Annotated in this window: 16 protein-coding genes; 9 read left to right on the forward strand and 7 right to left on the reverse strand. The window is 60.4% G+C overall.

What is annotated here, in order from left to right; translation table 11 throughout:
• Positions 1–201: 201 nt before the first annotated feature.
• Together PK28_RS18740 and PK28_RS00900 are read right to left on the reverse strand one after the other, a co-directional pair.
• A complete protein-coding gene (locus PK28_RS18740) occupies positions 202–3,195 on the reverse strand; it encodes an FG-GAP-like repeat-containing protein (RefSeq protein WP_048825392.1) in 2,994 nt (997 codons plus the stop codon).
• Between the two features lie 420 nt (positions 3,196–3,615).
• Positions 3,616–6,348 carry a 4-alpha-glucanotransferase gene (locus PK28_RS00900; RefSeq protein ID WP_044510481.1) on the reverse strand — a complete coding sequence of 911 codons (2,733 nt, stop codon included), beginning with the start codon at positions 6,346–6,348 and terminating at the stop codon, positions 3,616–3,618.
• Between the two features lie 218 nt (positions 6,349–6,566).
• Between PK28_RS00900 and PK28_RS00905 the strand changes: the two genes are divergently transcribed.
• From PK28_RS00905 to PK28_RS00920, 4 genes are all read left to right on the forward strand, one after another.
• Positions 6,567–11,714 carry a translocation/assembly module TamB domain-containing protein gene (locus PK28_RS00905; RefSeq protein ID WP_156126182.1) on the forward strand — a complete coding sequence of 1,716 codons (5,148 nt, stop codon included), beginning with the start codon at positions 6,567–6,569 and terminating at the stop codon, positions 11,712–11,714.
• Between the two features lie 8 nt (positions 11,715–11,722).
• Positions 11,723–14,125 carry a translocation and assembly module lipoprotein TamL gene (gene tamL, locus PK28_RS00910; protein ID WP_082016894.1) on the forward strand — a complete coding sequence of 801 codons (2,403 nt, stop codon included), beginning with the start codon at positions 11,723–11,725 and terminating at the stop codon, positions 14,123–14,125.
• A gap of 133 nt (positions 14,126–14,258) precedes the next feature.
• Positions 14,259–15,473 carry an NO-inducible flavohemoprotein gene (gene hmpA, locus PK28_RS00915; protein WP_044510485.1) on the forward strand — a complete coding sequence of 405 codons (1,215 nt, stop codon included), beginning with the start codon at positions 14,259–14,261 and terminating at the stop codon, positions 15,471–15,473.
• Positions 15,474–15,541: 68 nt separating this feature from the next.
• Positions 15,542–15,997: an Rrf2 family transcriptional regulator gene (locus PK28_RS00920; protein WP_044510486.1), complete on the forward strand. Its 456-nt coding sequence runs from the start codon at positions 15,542–15,544 to the stop codon at positions 15,995–15,997.
• A gap of 79 nt (positions 15,998–16,076) precedes the next feature.
• Here PK28_RS00920 and PK28_RS00925 read toward each other — a convergent pair whose 3' ends face one another.
• The 4 genes from PK28_RS00925 to fdhD all read right to left on the reverse strand — a co-directional run bounded on the left by PK28_RS00925 (position 16,077) and on the right by fdhD (position 21,263).
• On the reverse strand, positions 16,077–17,195 hold the full coding sequence (locus tag PK28_RS00925) for a serine hydrolase domain-containing protein (RefSeq protein ID WP_044510487.1): 1,119 nt from the start codon (positions 17,193–17,195) through the stop codon (positions 16,077–16,079).
• 178 nt (positions 17,196–17,373) lie between these two features.
• Complete coding sequence (locus PK28_RS00930) at positions 17,374–19,929, reverse strand: FdhF/YdeP family oxidoreductase (RefSeq protein WP_052430503.1); 2,556 nt, start codon at positions 19,927–19,929, stop codon at positions 17,374–17,376.
• A 53-nt stretch (positions 19,930–19,982) separates the two neighbouring features.
• A complete protein-coding gene (locus tag PK28_RS00935; protein WP_044510489.1) occupies positions 19,983–20,315 on the reverse strand; it encodes a DUF7009 family protein in 333 nt (110 codons plus the stop codon).
• Between the two features lie 81 nt (positions 20,316–20,396).
• The gene (fdhD, locus tag PK28_RS00940) at positions 20,397–21,263 is read right to left on the reverse strand and encodes a formate dehydrogenase accessory sulfurtransferase FdhD (RefSeq protein WP_231576192.1); all 867 of its coding nucleotides are present in this window, start codon (positions 21,261–21,263) and stop codon (positions 20,397–20,399) included.
• Positions 21,264–21,426: 163 nt separating this feature from the next.
• Here fdhD and moeB point away from each other — a divergent pair, with 163 nt between their 5' ends.
• The 3 genes from moeB to PK28_RS00955 all read left to right on the forward strand — a co-directional run bounded on the left by moeB (position 21,427) and on the right by PK28_RS00955 (position 24,205).
• Positions 21,427–22,536 carry a molybdopterin-synthase adenylyltransferase MoeB gene (gene moeB / locus PK28_RS00945; protein WP_044510491.1) on the forward strand — a complete coding sequence of 370 codons (1,110 nt, stop codon included), beginning with the start codon at positions 21,427–21,429 and terminating at the stop codon, positions 22,534–22,536.
• Between the two features lie 82 nt (positions 22,537–22,618).
• Positions 22,619–23,782, forward strand: a complete 1,164-nt coding sequence (locus PK28_RS00950) for a putative sulfate/molybdate transporter (protein ID WP_044510493.1) — start codon at positions 22,619–22,621, stop codon at positions 23,780–23,782.
• A gap of 39 nt (positions 23,783–23,821) precedes the next feature.
• Entirely contained in the window at positions 23,822–24,205 is a 384-nt protein-coding gene (locus PK28_RS00955; RefSeq protein WP_044510495.1) for a nuclear transport factor 2 family protein, read from the forward strand.
• 6 nt (positions 24,206–24,211) lie between these two features.
• Here the strand turns inward: PK28_RS00955 and moaA are convergent, their stop codons facing one another.
• Positions 24,212–25,219, reverse strand: a complete 1,008-nt coding sequence (gene moaA / locus PK28_RS00960; protein WP_044510497.1) for a GTP 3',8-cyclase MoaA — start codon at positions 25,217–25,219, stop codon at positions 24,212–24,214.
• Between the two features lie 127 nt (positions 25,220–25,346).
• Between moaA and moaD the strand changes: the two genes are divergently transcribed.
• Positions 25,347–25,589 (forward strand): molybdopterin converting factor subunit 1, encoded by a 243-nt coding sequence (moaD, locus tag PK28_RS00965; protein ID WP_044510498.1) that lies wholly within the window; start codon positions 25,347–25,349, stop codon positions 25,587–25,589.
• A gap of 66 nt (positions 25,590–25,655) precedes the next feature.
• Entirely contained in the window at positions 25,656–26,072 is a 417-nt protein-coding gene (locus tag PK28_RS00970) for a molybdenum cofactor biosynthesis protein MoaE (RefSeq protein WP_044510500.1), read from the forward strand.

The raw sequence follows: 26,072 nt of genomic DNA on the forward strand, positions 1-26,072 counted from the left end.
TGCGGGGCCCGCAGCTTAGGCGGCACATTTCGACCAATTGCCCCATTCGCTCGTTGGAATTCCACTGTGCCCCGCTAACCCATTTTCCGCGCCCGCCGCTAGCCCCTTCCTTGCTTTATTCAGCGCCTTCCTGCATTCGGCAAAAAACAAAAAGCCTCTCCCAAACAGGGAGAGGCTTTTCCATAATACTTAGGGGGCAAGCTAGTTTTGCTTCACCAGCTTATGACTCAAATTCACCTGATTGCCCTGAATCAGGAGTTGGTAAGTGCCACTTTTTACGGCCCGCAGATCAACTACCGGAAGTCCACCGCCCTGTACCTGCGCGCGGTGCACTTCCCGTCCCATCATGTCCAGTATCCGCACCTGATAGGTACCTGCCGGCAGGGCGTTAAGGTCCAGCAGGGCCTGATCCGTAGCCGGGTTCGGGAACAGGTGAAAATCTCCTCCGGCCACTATGGCCGCAACCCGTAACGAGCGAATGGGGGTAACATGCACCTGGCCATCGGCATCCACCTGCCGCAGGCGGTAGTGCACCGTACCAGTGTAAGCACTTACGCTGGCATCCGTAAAGGTATAGTCGTGGTATATGGTGCTGGTACCATGGCCCGGCACCTGGCCCATAACCTCAAACGCCAGACCATCGAAGCTACGTTCTACTGCGAAGTGGTCGTTGTTTTTCTCCAGCGCTGTGCGCCAGGCCAGAACAACTTTGTTGCCGGCTATTAGCTGCGCCTGAAAGGTGATAAGCTCTACGGGCAGGGGCAGTGGTGGCGCACTGGTGTCGTTGATGCGGATACTGGCCGTCGTGTTGTCACCGCCCTGGTTGGCCGTTACCACGTCCAGGTCACCGTCCCCATCCAGGTCGCCCAGGGCCACGCTGTTGGGGCCGGCCCCTACTGCGACAATAGATTGCCCCGCCATGGTTATAGCGGTGGAAGTTGTGCTCGTATTGCGAATATAGCTGAGCGTGGTGCCGTTGCCGGTGGTAGTGCCGCTACCATAGTTAGCGGCTATCAAATCCAGTTTACCATCACTGTTAATATCTCCGATGGCCAAACCAGCCGGCTGGCCCCCCACCGCAAAATTCTGAGCAGCCGCGAAGGAAAGCGTAGCGCCCGATGTGGTGTTGCGTACCACGCTGACATTGTTGCTGCCATTGTTCACGGTAGCCAAGTCTATTTTGCCGTCGTTATTCAGGTCGCCGGCCACCACTACTACGGGCGTAGAGCCTACGGAGAAGTTCTGGCGAGTAAAGGAAACGGCAGCGCCCGCCGTAGCATTCAGCAGCACCGATACCGTGTTGTTACCGGAGTTGGCACTAATGACATCCAGCTTCCCATCCGTATTCACATCGGCCACGGTTACTCCATAGGGTGCGGTACCTACTGTTATATTCTGGGCGGCAGCAAAGCTGATGGTAGCACCCACCGTCGTGTTTTGCAGAAAGCTCACCGTATTGCTGCCAATGTTGGCCGTAAGGATGTCCAGGCGGCCGTCGCCGTCGATATCTCCAACGGCAATGCCAGCTGGTCTGGCGCCTACGGCAAAAGGCTGACTGGCGGCAAAGCTGCTGGCCGTTATGGCACCCGGGCCGGTCGTGGTATTGTGCAGTACGCTCACATTAGCCGAGCCCTCGTTTGCCGTCACCAGGTCCAGTTTACCGTCCCCATCAAAGTCACCCGCTGCAATGTTGTACGAGCCAGTCTGGCCGCTGCCCAGCGTGAAGTCCTGGCGGGCCGCCAGTGAAGGCGTGCCACTGCCGCCGGTGTAGCGGTTTACACTGACGGAGTTACCGGTACCATTCCCATAGTTTACCACTACCAGATCCAGCTTGCTGTCCCCGTCCACATCGGCCAGCACTTGGTTGCTGGGGTTCATGCCGGTAACCTGATCTGCAATGCTGGAGAAAACGCCCGTGCCGCCCTGGGTACCTACCGTAAACTGATAGGCCATGGCGGCAGCCCCCTGGCCTTTCCCATTGGAAACACTGTTAGGGATAGTAACGCTAATCACCTCGCCCGATTTGAAGTAGAGCGTTGGGGTCAGCGTTATGGTATTGCCGGACACTTCTACTGAGGCCGCAATTCTGCCGCCGCGGGCGCTGCTGAAAATACGAATCTTCGCCGCCGATGCAGCTGTTATAGGCTGATCAAAGGTGATGACCACCGGTGCGGTACGGGCCGCTGACAGGGAGTTGGGGGCTGGCGATACGCTCTCGATAACGGGCGGCAGCGTGAATTGCTCCGCTGAAGTAGCCGTCCCGCCAGGCGTAGTCACCTGGATAAAACCTGTTTTAGCACCCGTGGGAACTATAGCCCTGATCTGCGCGGCATTAGTCACGGTATAAGAAGCCGCCGTTCCGTTAAACGAGACGCCGGTAGCACCCGAAAAGTTGGTCCCCCGAATAATCACCGTGGCCCCTATAGCGCCGCTGTTAGGCGAGAAATCAGTGATGGAGGGCGCGGCCACTACCGTAACGGTAATGGTAGCGGCATTGGATACGGCACCGGCATTGTCCCGTACCGTATAGGCAACCGTAGCCGTGCCGGACGTACTGGTAGGTGTAAAAACAATTTTACCGGCATTGGCACCCGTGCCCAAAGCAAAAGTGCCCGATGCAGTGCCAGTGGCCGCGCCCAGCGCCATACTGGCGCTATTGATGGATGCATTGCCATTCGCATCCGTGTCATTCCCGAGAACATCCAGCACCAGAACAGCACTGCCGGCTGTAGCGTTATCGGCATTCGCTACGGGTGCCACGTTGCTGGTGGTAACGGTACTGGTGCTGCCCGCGGGCACAGTAGCCGTAGAAGCGGGACCCGTTGTGGCCGCAGTAGCCGAAAGCTGCGCCCCGGCGGCCAGCGGGCTGGGTAATACCACGCTGAGGGTTATCGTTTTGGACCCATTCCTGGGCACATCTACCTGTGAGGTTGTGAAGGTAACCACACCGGATGTGGTGTTGTAGACAAAGCCGGTGGCACTGCTGAGCGCGGCACTGCTCGTAGGACGGGCTGCTCCGCTCAGCGTGAGGGTGGTGCCTACATTCGGGTCGTTGTTGTTATTAGTGTCCCGAATAACCAGTGTGTACACCACTGTGGCACCGGGGTTAGCTGTGGTGGGCGAAACGCTGATGGTACTGCTCACATTGGCGCGGGTAGCCAGCGGCAACCCCAGCAGCAGGCCCCACAGCAGCACATATTGCAGCGCGGCAGCGCAGCCTCTTCCAAGGCGTGCTAAAGGCGGCGCCGTAGGCGAAAACCAAGAGACCGGAAAAAGGGATTTAAATCGTAAGGTTGTTTTCATAAACCGCACTAAGAGACTGACAAAAAGGAAAACAAGAACGAATAAGAACGGCTATACTCCCACTGGAATACCGGCTACAAACTTAGTATATCTGGCAGATCATCCTATCGTCAAAACCCAATTTCTTAGGATTAAGCCAATAAATACTTTAAATCACATGATTATAATGACAGATTTATTATTCGTTAAATAATAAAAATGCCTTCGTTTAAACGCTATGCATCACCAAGCAAAGGCAAATAGTTATAAAAAGGACTGCCGCCGACTAGGAAGCCGGCGGCAGTAGCCTATTAGTTACTTAAGCGACGAAAATCAGTATACCCGGTCCCGGCCGCTTTGCGCCACCAGCTCGTGCAGGGTGTGGTTGAAATCCTCGGCGCCCAGCAGTTCTTCCAGCGGCAGGTGCAGGCGGTATTTCCAGAAATGCTGCGGATTGGCCGGCACGTTAATCTGCTCGTCCTGCGGGTTTTGGCGCCGCAGCTTACCATCCATGGCCAGCAAATCCTGAATGGGGAATATGGCCCACATGGCGGGCGAGAACAGGTGCTGTACCAGAATTTCGCGGGCTACCCAGGGCTCGCAGTAGAACGGGGCGGTTTCGCCCCAGTGGCCCAGTATCTGCTGGAAAAAGCGCTGGGTTTTCTCCGCGTCCTCCTCCCACCAGCCGCGCACCGTGCTCATGTCGTGGGAGCCGGGGCTGACTACTGACAGGTACGGGGCCGCGTCGGGGTGACCGAACTCCGTTTTGGGGTCGGCGGGCATGCGCTGAATGTTGAGGCCCAGAATGCCCAGCTGCTTCATCACGCCCGGCACCGACTCGGGCACCATGCCCAGGTCTTCGCCGCAAATCAGCATGTTGGTAGCGTAGCGCACGGCGGGCAGCTTAATCAGGCCCTGGCGGCGCCAGAACTCCTCGTGGCGGCGGTAGAAGAAATCAATGTACAAATCCCACACGCGCGGGCGGGTTTCGTCGTCCAGCTCCTTGAAGGAATAGGTGTGCTGCAGCGTAATGCGCGGGTGCAGGTACTGGCCGTAGGTGCCCTCTTCTTCCAGGAACAGCACCTCGTTCACCAGCTTATACAGCCCGTCGCGGAGGTGGCGCAGGTGGTCGGCGCGGCCGGGCTCCTGGCGCAGCTTCTCCTCAAAAACGGCTTCAATCTGGCGCTGGGTGCGCACTTCCTCGCGCAAACGGAAGGCCTCATAGCCGGAGTCTTCCAGGAACTCGCTGCGCACGGCCTCGGCATCGTTGCCGAAGATGTCGCGCAGCATGTGCCAGCGGATGTACGGCTCGCAGAGGCGGCGGTAATCGAACCAGCCCAGCCGGTCGCGCACTTCGTCGCGGTGCAGGGGTAGGGCGGGCGCAAACCGCCCCAGCAGGCCTTCCACGGAGTCGCCCTGAATTTCCCAGATGCGGAAAAAGCCCAGAATATGGTCGATGCGCAGGGCATCGAAGTAGCGCGAGAGGTGCGTGAGGCGCTGCCGCCACCAGGCGTAGCCGTCCTGCGCCATTCGCTCCCAATTGTAGGTGGGAAAGCGCCAGTTTTGGCCCGTAACCGAGAAATCGTCCGGCGGGGCGCCGGCCTGCCGATCCAGGTGGTACAGTTCGGGCTGGGTCCAGGCATCCACGGAGTGGCGATAGATGCCGATGGGCAGGTCGCCTTTGAACACCACGCCGTGGTAGCGGGCGTATTCCACCGCGGCGCGCAGCTGCTTGTCCAGGTGAAACTGCGTGAACAGGTGCAGGCCGTACTCATCAAACTCCGGGCTGTCGAAATCAATGATCTGATGGTAGCTCGGCGGGGTGCGGAACTCCGCGGGCCACTGCTCAAAATCAGCCGTGCCGAACCGGTCGCGCCAAGCCGAGAAGGCGGCGTAGGGCACCAGCCAGCTTTTCTGCTCTTCCAGGAACTCCTTAAAGTCAGCATCGGCCAGGAAAGCCTGTTTTTCCTGCTGATACAGCAGGCGGGCGAACTTCCACTTGGCGTTCATCACCGGCTCGTAGGCCACGTGGTCCAGAGCATTAAGCTCGGTGCGCAGCTTGTCCAGCTCGGCCTGTTGGGTGGCGTCGGCCAGGGGTGCAATGCTATCCAGGTTGAGGTAGAGCGGGTGCAGGGCAAACACCGAAATAGCCGCGTAAGGGTACGAATCGACCCAGGTATGGGTGGCGGTGGTGTCGTTGATGGGCAGAATCTGCACCATCTTCAGGCCGGTTTGCCTGGCCCAGTCTACCAGCAGCTGAATATCGGTGAACTCGCCTACGCCCAGGCCGTGGCGGCTGCGCAGGGCAAACACGGGCAGAGCCACGCCGGCGCCGCGCCAGGGCCCGTTGGGGTAGCGGAAGCTCTCATCGTGGCGGATGCGCAGGGTGCTGCGCTCGGCCGGGGGGAGCAGCACGCGGTTTTCGCCACTTTCCAGGTGCACTATTTTCCGGGTGGCCGGGTCCCAGATACCGTATTTGTAGTACACGGGACGGGAGGCATCGTGCAGAGCCACATCCACGCACCAGGTGGGAAAGTCGCGGTCGGAAAGCACCAGGGCCTTGCGCTCGTCCCAGGCACCCAGGGCGTGGTCGGAGCCCAGCACGCAAAGCAGGTGGTTGGTATCCACGCGCGGGGCCGGCAGCTGGAAGCGCACCACGGAATCGGCAATGCGGGCGCCGGTGCGCGGGGCGGCCTGGCTCTGGTGGCGCATGAGGGCCTGGGTGAAGGCCGCCGTGAACAGCTCGTTTTCCGGCTGCGCCGGGGCGCGCCAGTAGTCTTCCAGCACCACCCGCTCAAACTGTTGGGCGGCTACCTGCTCCTGGCGGTTAGGGCCCCACTCCCACTGCGAGCTGCCGTCGCGCTCATCTATCAGCAGATACTTGTATTCCAGGGCTAGCTCCGCATCCGGCACAGTTACCTCGCACATCCAGACGCCGGTATCCGGCTGATATTGCAGGGCCACCCCGTGGTCGGGCTGCCAGGCGCCCAGCTCGGGCAGGTTGCCGCATACCATAAAGCGCTGGCCCCAGTCGGTGCGGAATGGGAGAGTAAACCGTAGAATCATAAACGAGAAAACAGAATAGGGCCGAAAGATACGAGGCGGCGGGCGGGAATCGGGTGAAAACCAGAGGAAGTCACCTACGAAAAATACGCTGCTGACGCTATATTACCAGGTAGAAATCTTCCGAAACTAACCTCCGGGGCGCTTTTTTCGTTGGGGAATGAATAACTTCCTAACCCTGCTGCCCTATCAACTCTCTACCCACGTCCGCTCGTCGCGCCTTGTATGTCGTGCTGGGGTTGCTGGCCCTGGTCATTTTCCTGGTCCTGGGGCTGATTGTAGCCCTGCAAATTCCCTCAGTGCAGGACTATGCCGCCCGCAAAGCGGCCGGCTACCTCCAGAATAAAATCGGCACGGAAGTACGCATTGCCAAGTTCCGCACCGACTGGCGGCATGGCGTGGCGCTGGAGGGCGTGTACCTGGAAGATCAGAAAGGCGACACGCTGGTGGCCGTAGGCAAGCTGGCCCTGGGCCTGGATTTGTGGGCCCTCACTAAATCTGAAATCAACCTGAGCTCTTTGGAGCTGACCGACGGCACCGTGCACATTGCCCGCACCGAGCCGGATTCCACCTACAACTTCGACTACATTCTGGCTGCCTTCGCCACCGGCGACACCACCACTACGACGCCCGCCGACTCTACCGGCGGCTTCAAGTACGACATCGGCGACGCCCACCTGCAGAACATCTACCTCACTTATAAGGACCAGGTAGATGGCCTGAACGTGCGCACCCGCGTAGGCGACCTGGCCGTGGCCATGAACGAGGTGGACGTAGACCGCAGCATTTACCGCGTAGAGTCGGCGGCGCTCAAGAACACCAGCCTCAACATCACCCAAACCAAAGTACCGCCGGATACCCCTTCCGAGCCGCTCACGCTCACGTTTGGGCTGGATAAAGCCACCCTGGAAAACGTGGCCCTGAACTACCGCAACACCCCTTCGGGCCAGTACATTAAAACGCGCATCGGACAGGGCGAGGTAACGGCGGATAACATTGACCTGCTGCGCCAGCGCCTCGAATTGAATACACTGACCCTGCGCAACTCCGAGGTGGCCTACGCCCAGAACGAGAATGTGCCCGTGGCGCAGCGCGTGATAAACCCCGTGAAAACGGTACAGAAGCTGGATTCAGCCGTAGCGCAAACCACCGGCGCGCCTACCAGCTGGCGCGTTTCTTTGAAGGAATCGGATATCAGCGGGCTGCGGTTTGCGTTTGATAACGTGGACGAAAAGCGCCAGCGCACCCGTCTGCCAGCCATCGACTACAACCACATGCTGTTCGATTCGCTGGCCCTGCGCACCCGCAACCTGGTGTATAGCAGCAACCGCACCACTGGCCGCATTGATCTGCTGCGCGGCCGCGAGCAAAGCGGCTTCCGCGTGGACCGCGCCGCCGCCGACGTGGTGTACGACTCGGTGCAGATCCGCCTCGATAACCTGGACCTGATTACGCCCCACACCCGCATCCGGCGCACGCTGGCCATTGGGTTTGACTCCCTGGGCATGCTGGCCGATTCTAAGCTGATTGGCAAGATGCGGATGGAAGCCGACCTGCGCGACACGCGCCTGGGTTTCCGCGACATCCTGTACCTGGCCCCCGACCTCATCACCGAAAAGCCCTTCACCAGCGGCCCCAACCAGTCAGTGCTGCTGAACGGGCGCATTACCGGCCGCCTGGACAATTTCGCGCTCAACAACGTGGAAATCGTGGGGCTGCGCAACACCATTGTGCGGGTTGATGGCCGCATCCGGGGCCTGCCCAACACTGATGGCCGTCTGTACACCGACCTCAACATCCGGCAGCTGACTACTACCAAACGGGACATCAACGACCTGCTGCCGGCCGGCCTGATTCCGCAGGATGTGATTGAGCTGCCCGAGCGCGCCACGCTCAGCGGCACCGTGCGCGGCCGCCCCACTGCTAATGATCTGGCCCTGAACCTGCGCGCCAACACCTCCTACGGCGGCGCTACCATAGCCGCCAATCTGCGCCCCGGACCCGCCGGCCGCGAGCCGGTAGATGCCCGCTTCACCTTCCAGAACTTCCAGCTCGGCCGCCTGCTCAAGCAGCCGGATATTGGCGCGGTAACCGGCCGGGGCACCTATACCGGCGCGGGCTTTGAGCCCACTACCATGCGTGGCCAGCTGGTAGCCAAGCTGGACCGCGCCCGCTACGGCAACTACACCTACCGCAACATCGACGCCACCGTGGGCATTACGGGGCAGCAGTACGCCATTGACGCCCGCAGCACCGGCGACGCCAACGCGGCTTTCGCCATTAAGGGCAACATTGATTTGCGCAACCCCAATGCGCCGGTGTATGCCTTCAGTGGTAACCTGCAAAGCCTGAACCTCACGGCCCTGGGCTTCTACTCCGGCGGTGATTTGCGGGTGCAGGGTGATTTAAACGCCAACCTCACGGGGTCTGATCTGAACACGCTGAACGGCACGCTCGTGGGCAACAATATTGTGGTAGTGTCCAACAACCAGCCCATTCCCCTGGACTCGGTGAATATGCGCGTGGTGCAGGTGCCGGGCCGCACCGAGCTGGATTTTGTGTCCAGCATTCTGAACGCTACGGTGCGCGGCAACACGCGTTTGGGCGACATGGCCACGGAGCTGCAGCGCCACATAGACCGGTATTTTGATTTGCCCGATGTGCAGTACCGCGCTTCCTCGGTGGCCCGCAACTTTACGTTTGAGGTGCAGGTGCCGATGTCGGGTGCCCGGCTGCTGCCCAAGTTCGTGACGGGCCTTACGCGCATTTCGCCCTTCACCGCCAGCGGCAGCTATGACAGCCGTGCTGCCAACCTCACAGTGCGCTCCGATGTGGCCTTTATGCGCTACCTGGGCACGGCTTTCGACTCGCTGAAAGTGCGCGTGGGCTCCGATGCGCAGAAGCTGGACTACTCCGTGGCCCTCGACCAGATTCGGCAGGATACCACGCTGCGGGTGCCCAACCCCTCCCTCACGGGCAGCATTGCCAACAACCAGATTGGCACCCGCCTGCGCATTGCCGAGTCGGACTCCGCCGAGCGGCTGAACCTGGGCGGGGTACTGCAGGTCCTCAACGGGGCCAAAACCTACCAGTTCAGCTTTGCGCCGCAGCTCTCCGTAGACCGCCAAGAATGGGTGGTGGGGCCGGACAACTTTATCCGCTACACCCCTTCCACGGGCAACATTGTGGCCCAGAACGTGCGCCTGAGCCGCAATGAAGGCGCCGCCGACCGGTTCCTGGCCCTGCAAACGCTGCCGGGGGCCCGCAACCCGCTGCAGGTGCAGATCGGCAACTTTGATTTGTATGCGCTGGGCCGCGCCGCCGGCCTGCAGGACTCTCTGATTGGCGGCACACTGAACGGGCAGGCCGTGGCCTATAACCTGGGCCGCGCCGGCCAGGCTTTCACCGCCGACCTCACCCTGACCCAGCTGGCTTACAACAAATACATTCTGGGCGATGTGCGCGCGCAGGCGGTGAACAACGTGGCCGACCGCTACGACCTCACCGCCCAGCTCACCAGCCAGGAGGGCAACGACGTGCGTCTGCAGGGCTATTACGAAACCAGCGGGGCCATCAACCTCACCACCAACATCGCGCAGCTGAATCTGAAAACCGTGGAGCCGTTCTCGCTCGGGCAGATCCGGGAAACCAGCGGGGCGCTTACCGGGCAGTTCACTATTCGGGGCACTACGGCCGCACCGCTGCTGCGCGGCAACGTGCGCTTCCGCGATGCGGGCTTCACTCTCTCGCAGCTGGGCGCCCCTTACCGCATTTCGGAGCAGGAGCTGGTGCTGGATGACCGCGGCCTGCGCTTTGATGATTTCGCCGTGCTGGACTCCCTGGGCAGCAAGGCCATCTTCAACGGCTACATTATTCCGGCCCGCAACCTGGCGCAGGTGTTGCAGTACCGCCTGGATCTGACGGCCGTGACCAACAACTTCCTGGCCGTGCAAAGCAAGCGCAGCGACAACCCGCTGTACTACGGCACCTTGTTCGTGGATTCTGACTCACGGATTACGGGCGTGCTGAACCGGCCCGCCGTGCGCACCCGTGCTACCGTGGCCGATGGCTCGGACCTGACCGTAGTGGTACCCACCGATGACCCGGTGGAAGTACAGCGCGAAGGCATTGTGGTGTTTGTGGATAAAGACGCCCCCAAGCTCGACTCGGCCCTGACGGCGGTAGTAGAGGTGGATAGCGCGGCCGTGGCTACGGGCTACGATGTGCAGGCTAACGTGACCGTAACCGACCGCACGCCCTTTACCATTGTGATTGATGAAGCCGCCGGCGACAACCTGCGCGTGCGCGGCGAAGGCACCCTGAACGCGGTGCTGGATGAGCGCGGCGCCCAAAGCCTGACCGGCCGCCTGGGCGTAACGGAAGGACAATACGAGCTTTCTCTCTATGATCTGGCGGAGCGCAAATTCGATATTGCGCCCGGCTCCTTTATCCTCTGGACCGGCGACCCATTTAATGCCCAGGTGGATGTAACGGCCATTTACAAAGTGCGTGCCGTGGCCGCCGACCTTATTTCCAACCAGTTGGATACCGACCAGCCCGAAATCAGCAACCTGGCGCGCAACCGCCTGCCTTTTGAAGTGCTGCTGAAAGTGACGGACCAGCTGCTGAAGCCTACTATTGGGTTTGATATCCGGCTGCCGGAAAACAGCACCGGCCCGGTGTCGGGGCCGGTGCGCGCCAAGCTGGAGCAGCTGCGCCAGCCCAGCGAGCAGAACGAGCTGAACAAGCAGGTATTTGCCCTGCTGGCTCTCAACCGCTTTATTCCGGAAAACCCGCTGAAAAGCACGGCCGCCCCGGGGGGGCTTGTAGGCAACCAGCTGCGTGGCTCGGCCAGCCAGGTGCTTACGGATCAGCTTAACAGCCTGACCGGTGAATACCTGGCGGGCCTGGGCCTGGAGCTGGGCGTTGATTCCTACGCGGCCGTATCAGGCACGGGGCAGCAGTACAACCAGACGGACCTGAACGTGGCCGTGCGCCGCCAGCTGTTCAACGACCGGCTGAGCGTGCGCCTCGGCACCGATGTGCCCTTGGGCGGCGGTGGTAATCAGGCGGCGGGCGGGGCTTCCGCGGCCAGCCAGTTTGCCGGCGACGTGAGCATTGAATACAACATTCTGAGCGACGGCCGCCTGCGGCTGCGTGCCTTCCGCAATAACGCTTACGAAGACATTGACGGACAATTTATCCGCACGGGTATGGCCCTGATTTTCCAGCGCGACTTTAACAACGCCCAGGAGCTGTTTGCCAAGATTGCGCCGGAAGTAAAGCAGGCCGTGCGTACCGACCGCCGGGCCCGCCGCGCCGAGAAAGCCGCCGCGCAGGATACCCTCAAAAACAACGCCCTGAACTAAGACCGCCGATGTCAGTGATGAAAACCAAGATGACGGGGATGCGGCTGATGACCGAAACGCTGCCCCAGACGCCCCCCATAACCCACCGCTGGCCGGGCACCGCCTACCGCGCCCTGCTGGTAGTGGCCCTGCTGTTTCTGGCGGCGTGCAGCGGTACTAAGTTCATTCCCAAAAATGATAAGCTGTATACCGGCAGCGCGGTTAAGCTGACCTCCCCCTACTCTATTCCTCAGAAAGCGCAGCTGCAAACCGAGCTGGAAACCGTCATCACCCCCAAGCCCAACGCCTCTATCCTGGGTATGCGGCCCAAGCTGTATTTCTGGCACATGGGGGAGGGCAAGAGCAAGGGACTGGGGCATTTTCTGGCCGAGAAATACGGCGAGGCTCCGGTGCTGCTCAGCCAGGTAGACACCCAGAAGGTGAAGGGGCTGATGACCAACCGGCTCTACAACAACGGCTACTTTGAGAGCCCCCGGGTGCAAACCAAACCCAACGTGAAGGGCAACACGGCCACCATTGATTATACCGCTACGGTGCAGCGCCCTTACCTCATCAAGACCATTCATTTCCCCGACCGCGACACGCTGCTGGATAATGACATTCGCAAAACACAGGCCCGCACGCTGCTCAAAGTAGGCGAGCCCTACAACCTGAACACGCTCATCACGGAACGCTCCCGCATTGATGACCAGCTCAAGCAGAACGGGTACTATTTCTTCAACCCCGACTACATTCTCTATGAGGTGGATAGCACCCAGCACAACCAGGTAGACGTGTACCTGCGGGTGAAGGGCAGTATTCCGGCCCGCGCGGCCCAGCCTTACGTGTTCAACCGCATTACCCTGAACACCCGCTACGGCCTCACGGACACCACCGAATCTATCCGGCCTATCATCTATAAAAAGTACCGCTACGTGCCCGATGAGAAGATATTTAAGGCCAAAGCTATTACCGGCGCGGTGTTTATGTACCCCGACAGCCTGTACCGCCGCCGCCGCCAGGACCAGACGCTGAGCCGCCTGATGAGCCTGGGCACGTTCAAGTTCGTGGATATTCGGGTAAGGGAAGCGCGGCAGAAGCCCGACTCGGCGGGCTATGGCTTCCTGAATGCCTCTGTGCGCATGACGCAGCTGAAAAAGAAGTCGTTGCGAGCCGAGGTGCAGCTAGTCAGCAAAACCAACGGCTTTACGGGGCCGGGCTTCACGGCCCAGTACCGCAACCGCTCGGCCCTGCGCGGAGCCGAGCAGTTCCTACTGAACCTGGTGGGCTCTTTTGAAACCCGCCAGGGTGGGGGCCGCAGCAACACCGGCGTGGAAGGCACCACCGGCCCGGTGCTGGGCCTCACTTCCTACGAGCTGGGCGTGAACTCCCAGCTGCTGGTGCCGCGCCTTATCACGCCGCCGCTGCCTTTCCTGGATGTGCGCCTTTCCAACTCCGACTTTCAGCCCCGCACGTCCTTTGGCGCGGGCTACCGGTACGTGGAGCGGCGGGATTTTTTCCAGGAAGATTTCATGAATCTGAACTACGGCTACAGCTGGAAAACCAAGATTACCAATGAGCACGAGCTGCGCCCCGTGGATCTGCAGTACATCCGGCTGGCCAAAACCACCGATGAGTTTGACCAGCTGCTGGCCCAGCGCCCCTTCCTGGCTAACTCCTTCCGCCAGCAGTTTATTCCGGCCTCCTCCTACCGCTACACCTACAACACGCAGGTGTATGAGCGCCGCCGCAACCAGGTGTATTTCAATGGGGGCCTGGAGCTGGCCGGCAACCTGGTCAGTGCCGTCAGCAAGCTAACGGGGTCGGCGGCCAATGCCAAGGGCCGCTACGAGGTAATGGGGCAGGAATTTTCCCAGTATTCCAAGGTCGATCTGGAATTTCGCAACTACTACCGCATCACCCAAAACCCCACCAGCGGCAACAAGATTGCTACCCGCCTGCTGGTAGGCCTGGGCCTGCCCTACGGCAACTCTGAGGTGATGCCCTACCTGAAGCAGTACGGCGTGGGCGGCCCCAACAGCGTGCGGGCCTTTGCCCCGCGCGAAATTGGTCCCGGCAGCTACCGCCCTACCAACACCGACGTAGCCTCCCGCTTTTATGACCAGGTGGGCGACATCCGCTTGGAAGCCAACGTGGAGTACCGGCAGGACTTATTTCCCTACGTGAAGGGTGCCCTGTTTATGGATGCCGGCAACGTGTGGCTGGTGAATAAGGACACTTCCCGCCCCGGTGGCCAGTTTAAGCCCAGCTCTTTCCTGAACGAGCTGGCCGTGGGCGCCGGCGCCGGCCTGCGCGTGGATATTCAGTTTATTGTTATCCGGCTGGACGTGGCCTACCCGCTGCGTGTACCCTATGGCGGCAACGGCGGTGGGGCCTTTGTGCCCAATCTGGCCATCGGGTATCCGTTTTAGGTTAAACCCGGATTATATATAAGAACACTGTGCCGCAGGGCTGCTTTTTGCACTACCTGACAAAAGTCATCTGCCAAATTTTGGGGCCGGAAATCTAAAGTTTCAATTTTGATGAAACTTTTAGAACACGCTTATGAACACCCAACAGAAGGCACTGGTTACCGCTACGGTAGCTACCTTGAAAGAGCACGGTGTGGCCTTGACCACCCATTTTTACAACCGCATGTTTACCCGGAACCCCGAGTTGAAGAACATCTTCAACATGGGGAATCAGCAAAACGGCAAGCAGCAAACGGCCCTGGCCCTGGCAGTGCTGGCCTACGCCGAAAACATTGAAAACCCTATGGTGCTGGCCCCGGCCGTTACCAAAATAGGCCACAAGCACGTGAGCCTCGATATCCGGCCGGAGCACTACGCCATTGTGGGCCGCCACCTGATTGCTTCCATTGGTGAGGTGCTGGGCGAGGCCGCTACGCCCGAGCTGCTGGACGCCTGGGCTACTGCCTACCAGGAGCTGGCCGCCCTCATGAGCGGTATTGAGCAGAAGCTGTATCAGGATGCCGTGGACCAGAAAGGCGGCTGGACGGGCTGGCGCCCTTTCCTGGTGAAGGAGAAAGTGCAGGAATCAGCGGAAATCACCTCCTTCTACCTGTACCCTGCCGATGGCGGCCCCGTGGCCGATTTCCTGCCCGGGCAATTCATCAGCCTGCGCCTGTTCCTGCCCGAGCTGAACCTGTTTCAGCCCCGCCAGTACAGTCTCTCCAGTGCGCCAAACGGGGAGTATTACCGCATTTCGGTGAAGAAGGAAGCCGGCGCCGACCTGCGCCCCGATGGCCTGATCAGCAACCGCCTGCACGAGTTTGTGCAGGTAGGCGACGTGCTGGAAGTGGCCGCCCCGGCCGGCGACTTTACCCTGGATACGGAAAAAGAGACGCCGGTAGTATTTGTAAGCGGCGGCGTGGGCCAGACGCCCCTGATGAGCATGCTGGAATTCCTGACCACCACGCAAAGTAACCGGGAAATTACGTGGGTGCATGGCTGCCGCAACCAGGCCGTGCACGCCTTCCGCGAGCCGCTCACTGAGCTGGCAGCCAATAACGACAGCCTGCGCCAGCACATCTTCTACGACCAGCTGGAAGCCGACGCGGCGGCCACAGGCAATGCCTATGCGGGCGTAGTAGAGCTGCGCAAGCTGAAGGATGCGCCCGTGTTTCAGGATGCCGACTACTACATTTGTGGTCCGGCGCCGTTCATCCGCAAGCAGGTGCAGGACCTGGTAGCGCTCCAGGTACCCCTCTCAGCCATTCACTACGAGGAGTTCGGTCCGGCTACGCTCAGCCTCAACTAAGGCCGGCGGCAGATGGGCCTTTTGCTTCTGATTTGTTTTCCTGGCTCCGGCCGTTGTTTTATTGCTCCTTGAGACTCAACCAGTTCACCGATTTTGGCCTGCGTATTTCCATGTATATGGCGCAGAAACCGGAGGGCACCAGCACCACCATTACGGAGCTGGCGGCGCAGTTCGGTATTTCGCGCAGCCATTTGGTGAAGGTGGTGCAGTTCCTATCTCAGCATGGTGTAATTGCGGCGCAGCGGGGCCGCAAAGGCGGCCTGCGGCTGGCGCACCCGCCCGAAACCGTTCGGGTGGGGCAGTTGGTGCGGCTTCTGGAGCAAACGCCCAGCGTAATTAACTGCCGGACGGCGGCGCATTGCGTGCTGGCTGGCAATTGCCAGCTGAAATCGGCCCTGGATACGGCTTATGATGCCTTTTTCTCGGTGCTGGATGGCTACTCTCTGCGGGATGTAACCGGCGGCAACACCGGTGCCATTCTCCGGCAGCTGATGCTGGGGGCCCCACTGGAGCCGGCCGCGTAGTCTGCTTCGGGTATCCATAAAAAAGCCCCTCCGGCCGCTTAGGTCCGGAGGGGCTTTCTACATCTGGGAGGAGCCTTGTCTATTTATAGTTCTCGGCCCGATCCTGCGGCAGGCCGGGAACAAAGTAATGGGCTACGGCTTTGGCCAAAAAGGGTGGAAAGCCGCCCCGCGTATTGGTCAGCACAATAATGGTAAGCGGCTCTTTATCCTTATCCATAAAGCGCACCACATCAGCCAGGGCCGGACCGCCGCTGTGCCCCACCAGGTGGTGGCCCTGATATTCTTCTGTAATCCAACCCAGCCCGAAGTGGGTGGGCGTTTGGTTGCGCAGGCGGTTGGCCGTCCAGAGCAGGGAAGTGTTTTCGGGTTTCAGCAGGGTGTTTTTATCGAGCGCTATGGTCCAGTTGGCCAGGTCTTCAATGGAAGAATAAAGCCCGCCGGCGGCGTAGTACCAGTCCGGGAAGCGCATGTCGCTGATGAGGTAGCGCTGGTCGGGCTTCGACCAGGAGTAGACCTCCGCCGCGCCCGGAAGAATGGAGGCGCTGCGCATCACATCATTGTCCTGGCTGTGGTTGAAAGCCGTGTTGCGCATTTTCAGCGGCAGCAGCACTTTCTGCCGGAGCGCTTTTTCAAACGAAAGCCCGGTTACGCGGCTGATAATAGCCTGCAGCACGGCGTAATCGGTGCTGACGTAAAAGTCTTTGGTGCCGGGCTCGTAGGCCATGGGTAGCGCGGCGGCCGTGCGCAGGGCGTGGCCGTTGTTGCGCGTGGTAGCCAGCGGCACCAGCTTAATACCCGACTGATGGGCCGCCAGCTCCCGCACCGTAATACTTTGCCAGGCCGCCGGAATAGAATCCAGGTACGTACCGATGCGTTCATCCAGTTTCAGCTTGCCCTCCTGCACCAGCACGGCCAGCAGCGTGCCGGTTAAGGGTTTGGTAGCCGAAGCCATTTGAAATGGTGTTTGGGGTGTAACCGGCTGTTTCCAGGTAAGGCTGGCCAAACCGTAAGTGCCCAGCTTGAGCACCTTGCCATTTTTGATAACGGCCACCGCCGCCCCCGGAATATGCTGCGCGGCCATAGTGCGGCGCATGAATACATCTACGGAATCGGGCCGCGGCTTGGCGGGGGCTGCATACGTGTTGAGCCCCGGAAACAGGGCCGTGAGGAAACCGAAAATTTGAAGGAGCGTTTTCATAGCAGAGCGTAGAAATGAAGAGGAACAGAACAGTAGGCACAAACCTACGAAACAATTCGTATTTGCTTATCACATCTTCATGTGATAGTCTGTGAACCGCCCTGCCAGACAGGCTACCCACAAAAAAACGGCGGGCCGCTTCGAAAAGCAGCCCGCCGTTTACCCTATCATTTCTTCGTTATGAAGCTTCAGCCGCCATCCGAACTTCCACTGGCGCGCCCACAGTTTTGTGGGCCGGCACCACCGTTACCACCACATATTTGGAGGTAGGTGTATTGCTGGTTTTAGCCACGCTGGCTACGGGCACCAAGGGGTTGGCCTCGGGAAAATACGCCGAGACGTTGCCTTTCGGAATATCATAGGGCACGGCCACAAACTTCTCTACTGTGCGCTTTTCGCCCTCAAAATGGCTGGTAATGTCGATGAGGTCTTTGGCTTTGATGCTGCGGTCGGCCATATCCTGCTCGTTCATGAACAGCACGCGCCGCTCCCCATGAATGCCCCGGTACCGGTCGTTGTACTCGTAAATGGTGGTGTTAAACTGGTCGTGGCTGCGCACGGTCATCAGCACCAGCTGGTCGGGCTCCAGGTGGTGCTTTTCCAGCTCAGTGGTGGTGAAGTTGGCCATGCCGTTCTTGGTAGTGAACTTCCGCTCCCGGGGGCCGTTGGGCAGGTAGAATCCGCCGGGGCGGCGCAGCTTCTCATTGAAGTTCTCGAAGCCGGGAATCACGCGGGAAATATGGTCCCGGATAACGTCGTAATTCTCCGTCATGGCTACCCAGTCGGCAATGTTGGTGCGGTTGCCCAGGGTGGCAATGGCCATGCCGCTGATAATGGCTACTTCGCTCATCATCTGGCCTTCCAGCGGCACCAGCACACCTTTATTCTGGCTTACCACGCCCATGGAATTCTCGCAGGAGGTCATCTGGTGCCCCGCTTTCTGCATGTCGATATCCAGGTGGGTGAAGCAGGGCAGCAGCAGGCTGGTTTCGCCGGTAGTCAGGTGGCCGCGGTTGAGCTTGGTGCCCACAAACACGGTTAGCTTCTGCTTGCGCATGCCTTCGGCAATGACCTCGGTATCGGGCCCGGCGGCCAGCAGGTTGCCGCCCAGGCTAAAGAACACCTTGGTCTTGCCCTTATACATGGCTTTAATGCCTTCTACGGTATCGTAGCCGTGCTCATAAGGCGGCGTGAAGTTGAACTCCTTGCCCAGAGCATCCTGAAACGCTTTAGTTGGCTGCTCCCAGACCCCCATGGTCCGGTCGCCCTGCACGTTGGAGTGGCCACGCACCGGGCAGGTGCCCGCGCCGGGAATGCCAATGGCGCCCTTCATCAGGTGCAGGTTCACGATTTCCTGAATGGTCTGCACGCCCTGGCGCTGCTGCGTAACGCCCATGGCCCAGCAGGTAACAATTTTCTGCTTGGTGGCCAGTATGTTGGCGGCCTCCAGCAGCTGCGCCCGCGAAATGCCGCTCAGCTCCTCAATATCCTCCCAGGAAGTGTTCCGAATGTTCTGCTCAAAGCTCTCAAACCCGGTGGTGTACTTGGCTACAAACGCTTGGTCCACCACCTGGCCGGGGTTTAGGTCCTCGGCCTCAAACAGGTGCTTCATAATGCCGCGCAGCAGGGCCATGTCGCCATCTACACGCACCTGCAGAAACAGGTCCGTAATCTGGGTGCCGTCGCCCATCAGCGCACCCAGGGCGCGCAGCGGGTTCATAAAGTCCTGGGGGTTTTTGAAGTGGTTGAGGCCGGCTTCAATCAGGGGGTTTACACTGATGATTTTGGCCCCGTTGCGCTTGGCCTTTTGCAGGGCCGTGAGCATGCGCGGGTGGTTGGTGCCCGGGTTCTGGCCAATTATCAGAATCACATCGGCCTCATGAATATCATTGAGCGTGACGGAGCCTTTGCCCAAACCCAGCGTGGGACTGAGCGCCGCGCCGCTGCTCTCGTGGCACATATTGGAGCAGTCGGGCAGGTTATTGGTGCCGAACTGCTTGACGAAGAGCTGGAACAGGAAGGCCGGCTCGTTGGGTACTTTACCGGAGGTGTAAAACAGGGCCTCGTTGGGCGAGTCCAGCGCATTCAGGTGGTCGGCAATGAGCTGAAAGGCGGCGGGCCACTCAATGGGCTTGTAGTGGTTGTCGCCGGGGCGCTTCACCATGGGGTGCGTGAGGCGGCCGGCGTTGTTCTGGTCGCGGTCGGTCATGCGGGAAAGCTCAGCCAGGCTGTGGCGGGCAAAGAACTCGGGGCCGGCAGCTTTGTCGTCGGCATCGGACGCGGTGGCTTTGGCGCCGTTCTCGCAGAACTCGGCCACGGAGCGGTGGTCGTCGGGGTCGGGCCAGGCGCAGGAAGAGCAGTCGAAACCATCTTTCTGGTTCATGTTCAGCAGGCCCTTGGTGCCGCGGCTCAGGCCGCCTTCCGTCCAACTAAACTGCATGGATTTGATAACAGCCGTTACGCCGGCGGCCACGGTGGCGCGCTCTTCCAGCTTCAGGCCCGTTAAGGCCTCCGGGGGCTGCGCCAGAATGGGATGGAGGTATTTGGCGTTGGCCACGTCGGGGGCGGGAATATTGCTCTCGTCCCGGGCTCCTTGTGGGTCGGGGCGGTAGTGGTCGTTGGTAGGGGCAGCTCCCTGGTCCGGCCGCTCCCCGCTTTGGGGCACGTTGGTTTCTGCCGTTTGCTGTTCGGTCTTGCCAGCCTTGCTAGGGTCTTCGGCGGGTGATTTTTCCATTACTTGACAAGAGCTAAGGGTGAGACTTTCAAAAGCGAACAACAGGCGGTGGGCTAATGCTTGCAGCCCAGGTCTTTCTCTACTAAAATACGTAATACTTGGTTAGCAAGCACTTCCACCTGGCCTTCCAGACTTACTGCTTCCGTGCTTGTCCAGCTGTCGGAGAGGGCCGCGGGCAGCAATACCCGGATTGTAGCGCCTTCGTAGCGGATGCCCGGCGTGCTGCCCGGGGTGGCCGCGTCGCGCTCCAGGGTGTAAGTCAGGCAGTCAGTGGCCAGGGGGCCCAGCGGCACTACGGTTTGCAGGCGCCCCAGGCGGCTGAAATCACTGATTTCCTCCGGGGAGAGGCGCAGGCGGAGGGTGTTGTCTTCGAGACGAAGCTTCATAACAAAGGCGGGGAGAGGCCCCGGTAAGCTAAAACGAAATTTAAGTGCGTGATGGCTGAAAAAGCAGTGCGCCGGCCTTGCTTAAACCCTGATTCGCCACTCGCCGCAGTAAATATTGAAGCGCTCCTGCCGCAGAAAGCCGCACACCGTCATACCAAAGTTTTGGGCCGCCTGCACCGCCAGGGAGCTGGGGGCACCCACGGCGGCCAGCACGGCAATGCCGGCCACGGCGGCCTTCTGCACCAGCTCAAAGCTGACGCGCCCACTCACCAGCAGCACGTGCCGGTGCAGGGGCAGCCAGCCCTGCAGCAGCGCCGCCCCTATTACTTTATCCAGGGCGTTGTGGCGGCCCACATCTTCCCGCAGCAAAAGCAGCTCGCCTTCCGGCGAAAACAGGGCCGCCGCGTGCAGGCCGCCGGTTTGCTCAAACAGCGCCTGGGCGGCGCGCTGGCGTTCCGGCAGCTGGTGCAGCACCTCGGCGGCTACGTAGGGACCATCCGTAGGCAACACCGGGCAGGAGGCCGCGTGTACGGCATCAATACTGGTTTTGCCGCATACGCCGCAGCTGCTGCTGGTATAGAAGTGTCGCTCCATGCGCGGCAGGTCTACCGCCACGGCGGGGGCCAGTTCGGCCCGCACTACATTCTCGCGCTCTTCTTCCTTCGCTACATCGGGGCAGTAAATTACCCCGTACAGCTCCTCGCGGCCGCGGATAATGCCTTCCGTCAGTAGAAAGCCGGCGGCCAGCTCAAAATCGTGGCCGGGCGTGCGCATGGTAACGGCCACGGTGCGGTGCTGGCGGTTAGCCGTGGGGCCATAGCCTATCCGTATTTCCAGGGGCTCTTCGGCAGCCAGCACATCGGGCGCCACCGTTACGCTGGTGCCGCGCACGGTGTGCACCGTTACATACTCGTAGCTGGTAGGAGGCAGAAAGACGGAAGTAGACACGGCAGACAGTAAAAGCAGTAGAAGTACCCAGGCCCGGACGGGCGCTGGCGCTAATGGGGGCAGCGGTATTTGTTTAACTTTATCAGCCCGGCGTAAGTTTTATAGCCACACCGGCGGCTACCTTTTTCGGCCGGCTGGGGTTCATCTATTTCCTTCAATATACGTGCTTACCGCTACCGAAAAACAGAGATACCGCCGCCACCTGCAACTACCCGAGATTGGCGAGGCCGGCCAGCTGCGGCTGCGCGCGGCGCGGGTGCTGGTAGTGGGCGCCGGCGGGCTGGGCTGCCCGGTGCTGCAATACCTGGCGGCGGCCGGCGTAGGCACCCTGGGCATTGCCGATTCCGACCGGGTGGAGCTCAGCAACCTGCAGCGGCAGGTGCTCTACGGCCCGGCCGATATCGGCCAGCTAAAAGCCGCCGCGGCCGCCCGGGAGGTGCACCGCCTCAACCCGGATGTCTACTGCCGCCAGCACATGCTGCGGGTAGACCGCGCCAACGTGCGGGAGGTACTGGAAAACTACGATATAGTGGTAGATGGCTCCGATAACTTCCCCACCCGCTACCTGCTGAACGATGCCTGTGTGAGCATGGGCAAGCCGCTGATATCGGGCGCTATTTACAAGTTTGAAGGTCAGGTTTCCGTCTTCAACTACCAGGGCGGGCCTACCTACCGGTGCCTGTTTCCTACCCCGCCCAGTGCCACGGAGGCCCCCAACTGCGACACTACCGGCGTACTGGGCGTACTGCCCGGCCTGGTAGGCACTGCGCAGGCCACCGAAACGCTGAAGGTGATTTTAGGCCTAGGCGAAGTACTAAGTGGCCGCCTCTGGATTTTTGATGCCCTAACCTTCCAGAGCCGACTGCTACGCTTTGAGCGCCACCCGGAGCACAGCCAGCTGCACCTGGATACCGCCAACCTCTCCGACTACCAGGATTGGTGCGCCCCTGATTTGCGCAGCGTTTCCCCCATGGAGCTGCAGGCGCTGCTCCAGTCTGATTCGCCCCCTTTTCTGCTGGATGTGCGGGAACCCGACGAGCACACCATCTGCCACCTCAGCGGGGCCATGCTACTGCCGTTGGCCCACGTAGCGCAGGGCGCTAACCAGCTGCCCCGCCAGCATGCCGTAGTAGTATATTGCCACCACGGCACCCGCAGTGCCCAGGCCATTGCCCAGCTGCAGGACCAATTTGGCTTCAGCAATCTGCTCAACCTCACCGGCGGCATTCATGCCTGGGCCACCGAAATAGATACCCAAATGCCCACCTACTAACCAGGCGCGGGATACCAGCAAAGCCTGGCTACTTTTCGCCCCCAACCCTTTACTTCCTGCCTGCTTTTATTTCTGCTTCCTGATGCCGCTCACTGCCTCTCCCCCCTCCCGCCCCCGTATTCGCTTCGACCGTAACGAGCTGGCGGGTGCTTTCGGGGATTTGGGCACCGACCTGCCCCTGCTTATCGGCATTATTGCCGCCTCCGGCGTGGATAGCGCCAGTGTATTGGTCATGTTTGGGCTGATGCAGGTGTTTTCCGGGCTATGGTATGGCTTGCCCATGCCGGTGCAGCCGCTCAAGGCGTTTGCGGCCCTGGTTATTGCCCAGAAAATTCCGGGACGCATTATTTATGGCGGCGGGCTGGCCATTGGCATCGGCATGCTGGTGTTGTCCCTTACCGGGCTGATTGATGCCCTGGCCCGCCTGATTCCCAAGCCCGTGGTGCGCGGCATTCAGTTTGGGCTGGCCCTACAGCTGGCCACCCTGGCCCTGAAACAGTACGTACCCGCCGACGGCGTGGGTGGCTATGCGCTGGCCGCCGCTGCCTTCCTGATTACGGTGGTTTTGCTGGGCAACCGCCGCTGGCCGGCGGCGCTCTTTGTGGTGGCCCTGGGCATTGGGTATGCTTTGGTTTTCAAGCTGGACCTGGCCACGGCCCAGCGCGCCGCAGGTTTCCACGTCCCCTCCTGGCACATCCCCGCCACCGCCGATATCCTCACCGGCGCCGTGCTGCTGGCACTGCCGCAGATTCCACTGTCGCTCGGCAACTCCATTCTGGCCACCGAACAGGTACTGCACGACCATTTCCCGGAGCGCCCTATTACGGTGCGGCAAATCAGCTTTACCTATGCTTTGATGAACCTGGTAAACCCGTTTTTCGGTGGATTTCCGGTTTGCCACGGCTCGGGCGGGTTGGCTGGCCACTATGCCTTTGGGGCCCGCACGGGCGGCTCGGTGCTGCTGTATGGCGGGCTGTTCCTGATTCTGGGTTTGTTTTTCAGCCAGGGCTTTGCGCAGGTGGTGCAGATTTTTCCGCTACCGGTGCTGGGCGTTTTGCTCCTGTTTGAAGCCCTTACCCTGGCCGCCCTGCTCCGCGACATTACTTCTTCCCGCAACGATTTGGTAGTGGCGCTTTTGGTGGGTTTACTCTGCGGCGGCCTGCCCTATGGCTATCTGGTGGGGCTGGTAGTGGGCACGGCTGTATACTACGCCATGCGCCGCAACTGGGTGGGTCTGGGAAAGTAAGCTTACTTCACGGCCCTAATCATTGCTAACTATCACGCCATGACTACTCCCGAACAAAACAAGCAGAACGCCATAGCCTTTTATGAGTTGATGTTCAATGCGTGCCAGCCCATAGAAGCCGTGGCGCGCTACGTGGGAGCCGAATACACCCAGCACAACCCCGGCGTGCCCGATGGCAAGGATGGCTTCATTGCCTATTTCGAGCGGATGGCACAGGAGTACCCCGGCAAGCGCGTGCACGTGAAGCGGGCCATTGCCGAGGATAGCTACGTGGTGCTCCACTGCCTGCAGCACTGGCCCGGCGACCATGACTACGCCGGCATGGACATTTTCCGCTTTGATGAGCACGGCAAGATTGTGGAGCACTGGGACGTGTTGCAGGTAGTCCCAAGCAGGGCCGCCAACACCAACACCATGTTCTAAAAACGCCTATCCCCCTATTGTCGACATGGACTCAAAGCTGAGCTGGTGCAGGGGGCGCTGCTGTTCAGCTTCGAAGCCGTTGGCGGCGCGGTAGCGGAAGGCTGTGGTCAGGGCCGTGCTGATTTCCTCGTCGGTGGCGCCGCCGCGTAGCAGGGCGCGCACATCCAGTACGCCCTGGTCGTAGAGGCAGGTTTTCAGGCCACCTTCGGCCGTGAGCCGGATGCGGTTGCAGGTACCGCAAAAGGTGCGGGAGTAGGCCGCAATAATGCCCACATTGCCTACATATCCCGGTATAGTGTACTCGGCGGCCGTGGCGCCGGGAGCTGTGGGCACCGGCGTTAAATCAGGAAAATGCCCGGCCAGATGCTCCCGGATGCGCACGTGGTTCCAGGGCAGGGACATGGCCGCGTGGCTGCCGCCATTGAAAGGCATTTCCTCAATAAAGCGTACTTCCACGGGCAGGTCACGGGTCAGCTCGGCCAGCGGAATAATGTCCTCCGTGTTCTGCCCATCCATCACCACCGCATTAATTTTCACCTGAATACCAGCCGCTACCAGGGCATCAAACGTGGCCAGCACCTGGGGCAGCTCGTCGCGGCGGGTAATGCGCAGGAAGCGGGCCCGATCCAGCGTATCCAGGCTGAGGTTCACGCTTCGGATGCCCAAGCGCACCAGCTCCGGCACGTGCGGGGCCGTCAGCACCCCGTTGGTAGTCAACCCAATATCCGTAATGCCTTCTATCTGCCGCAGCCGGCCGATGAACGGCAGCAGGCCCCGGCGCACGAAGGGCTCCCCGCCCGTGAGGCGCACTTTGTGCACACCCAGGCGGGCCAGAATCCGGACTACACGCTCCAGCTCCTCGTAGCTCAGCAGGGCCTGCCGGGGCACGTAGTCGATGCCCTGCTCCGGCATGCAGTAGAAGCAGCGCAGGTTGCACCGGTCCGTAACGGCCAGCCGCACGTACTCGAGGGGGCGGCCGTGGTTATCATATAAAACGGAAGCGGTGGCAGACATAGGGAGGAAAGCAGAAGGAAACCCGCCGCAAGAAGCGCGGCAGGTTCTGAACAAAAAACGCGCCCGCGCCTTTTCTGTTCAATTTAATTTATTTGATCGGCAAACCCGGCCCGCCGTACTTACAGCCATGAACCTGACTATTGCCCTTTTTGGTATTGCCCGCGAAATAGTAGGCCAATCCCAGCTCCAGCTCACGCTGCCGCCCAATACCTCGGTGCAGCAGCTGCTTAACCAGCTGCGGGCGCAATATCCCGGCCTGAGTCAGCTCAGCAGTCTGGCCGTGGCTCGCAACAATGAGTATGCCCAGGACGAGGACCTGCTGCAGGAGCGGGACGAAATTGCCCTGATTCCACCCGTGAGCGGCGGCTGATTCTGCCGCCTGCCCTATCTAGTATCCGTCTCTTGCCGACCAGCTCTCGGGCTGCTTTTTCTGCTTATGCTTATTGAACTTACCGATCAGCCCATTGAGGTAGCCGCCGTGCTCCAGGCGGTGCAGGCCGATGGTGCCGGCGCCGTGAATACGTTTATTGGCACGGTGCGCAACCAGAGCACCGGCCGCCGGGTGGTGCGCCTGCACTACGAAGCCTACGATGCCATGGCCCTGCATCAGCTGCGGCTCGTAGCCGAGCAGGCCCAGGAACGCTGGCCCATGCTGCAGAAAGTAGCGGTGGTGCACCGTAAAGGCACGCTCGCCATTGGCGATATAGCCGTAGTAGTGGCCGTAGCTACCCCCCACCGCGCCGAGTCTTTTGCCGCCTGCCAGTTTATCATTGATACCCTGAAACAGGTAGTGCCCATCTGGAAAAAGGAGGAGTATGAAGACGGCACCGTGTGGGTTGCCGCCCACCCATAA

Source organism: Hymenobacter sp. DG25B (genome assembly GCF_000801315.1).
In the GTDB taxonomy this organism is placed as follows: Bacteria; Bacteroidota; Bacteroidia; order Cytophagales; family Hymenobacteraceae; genus Hymenobacter.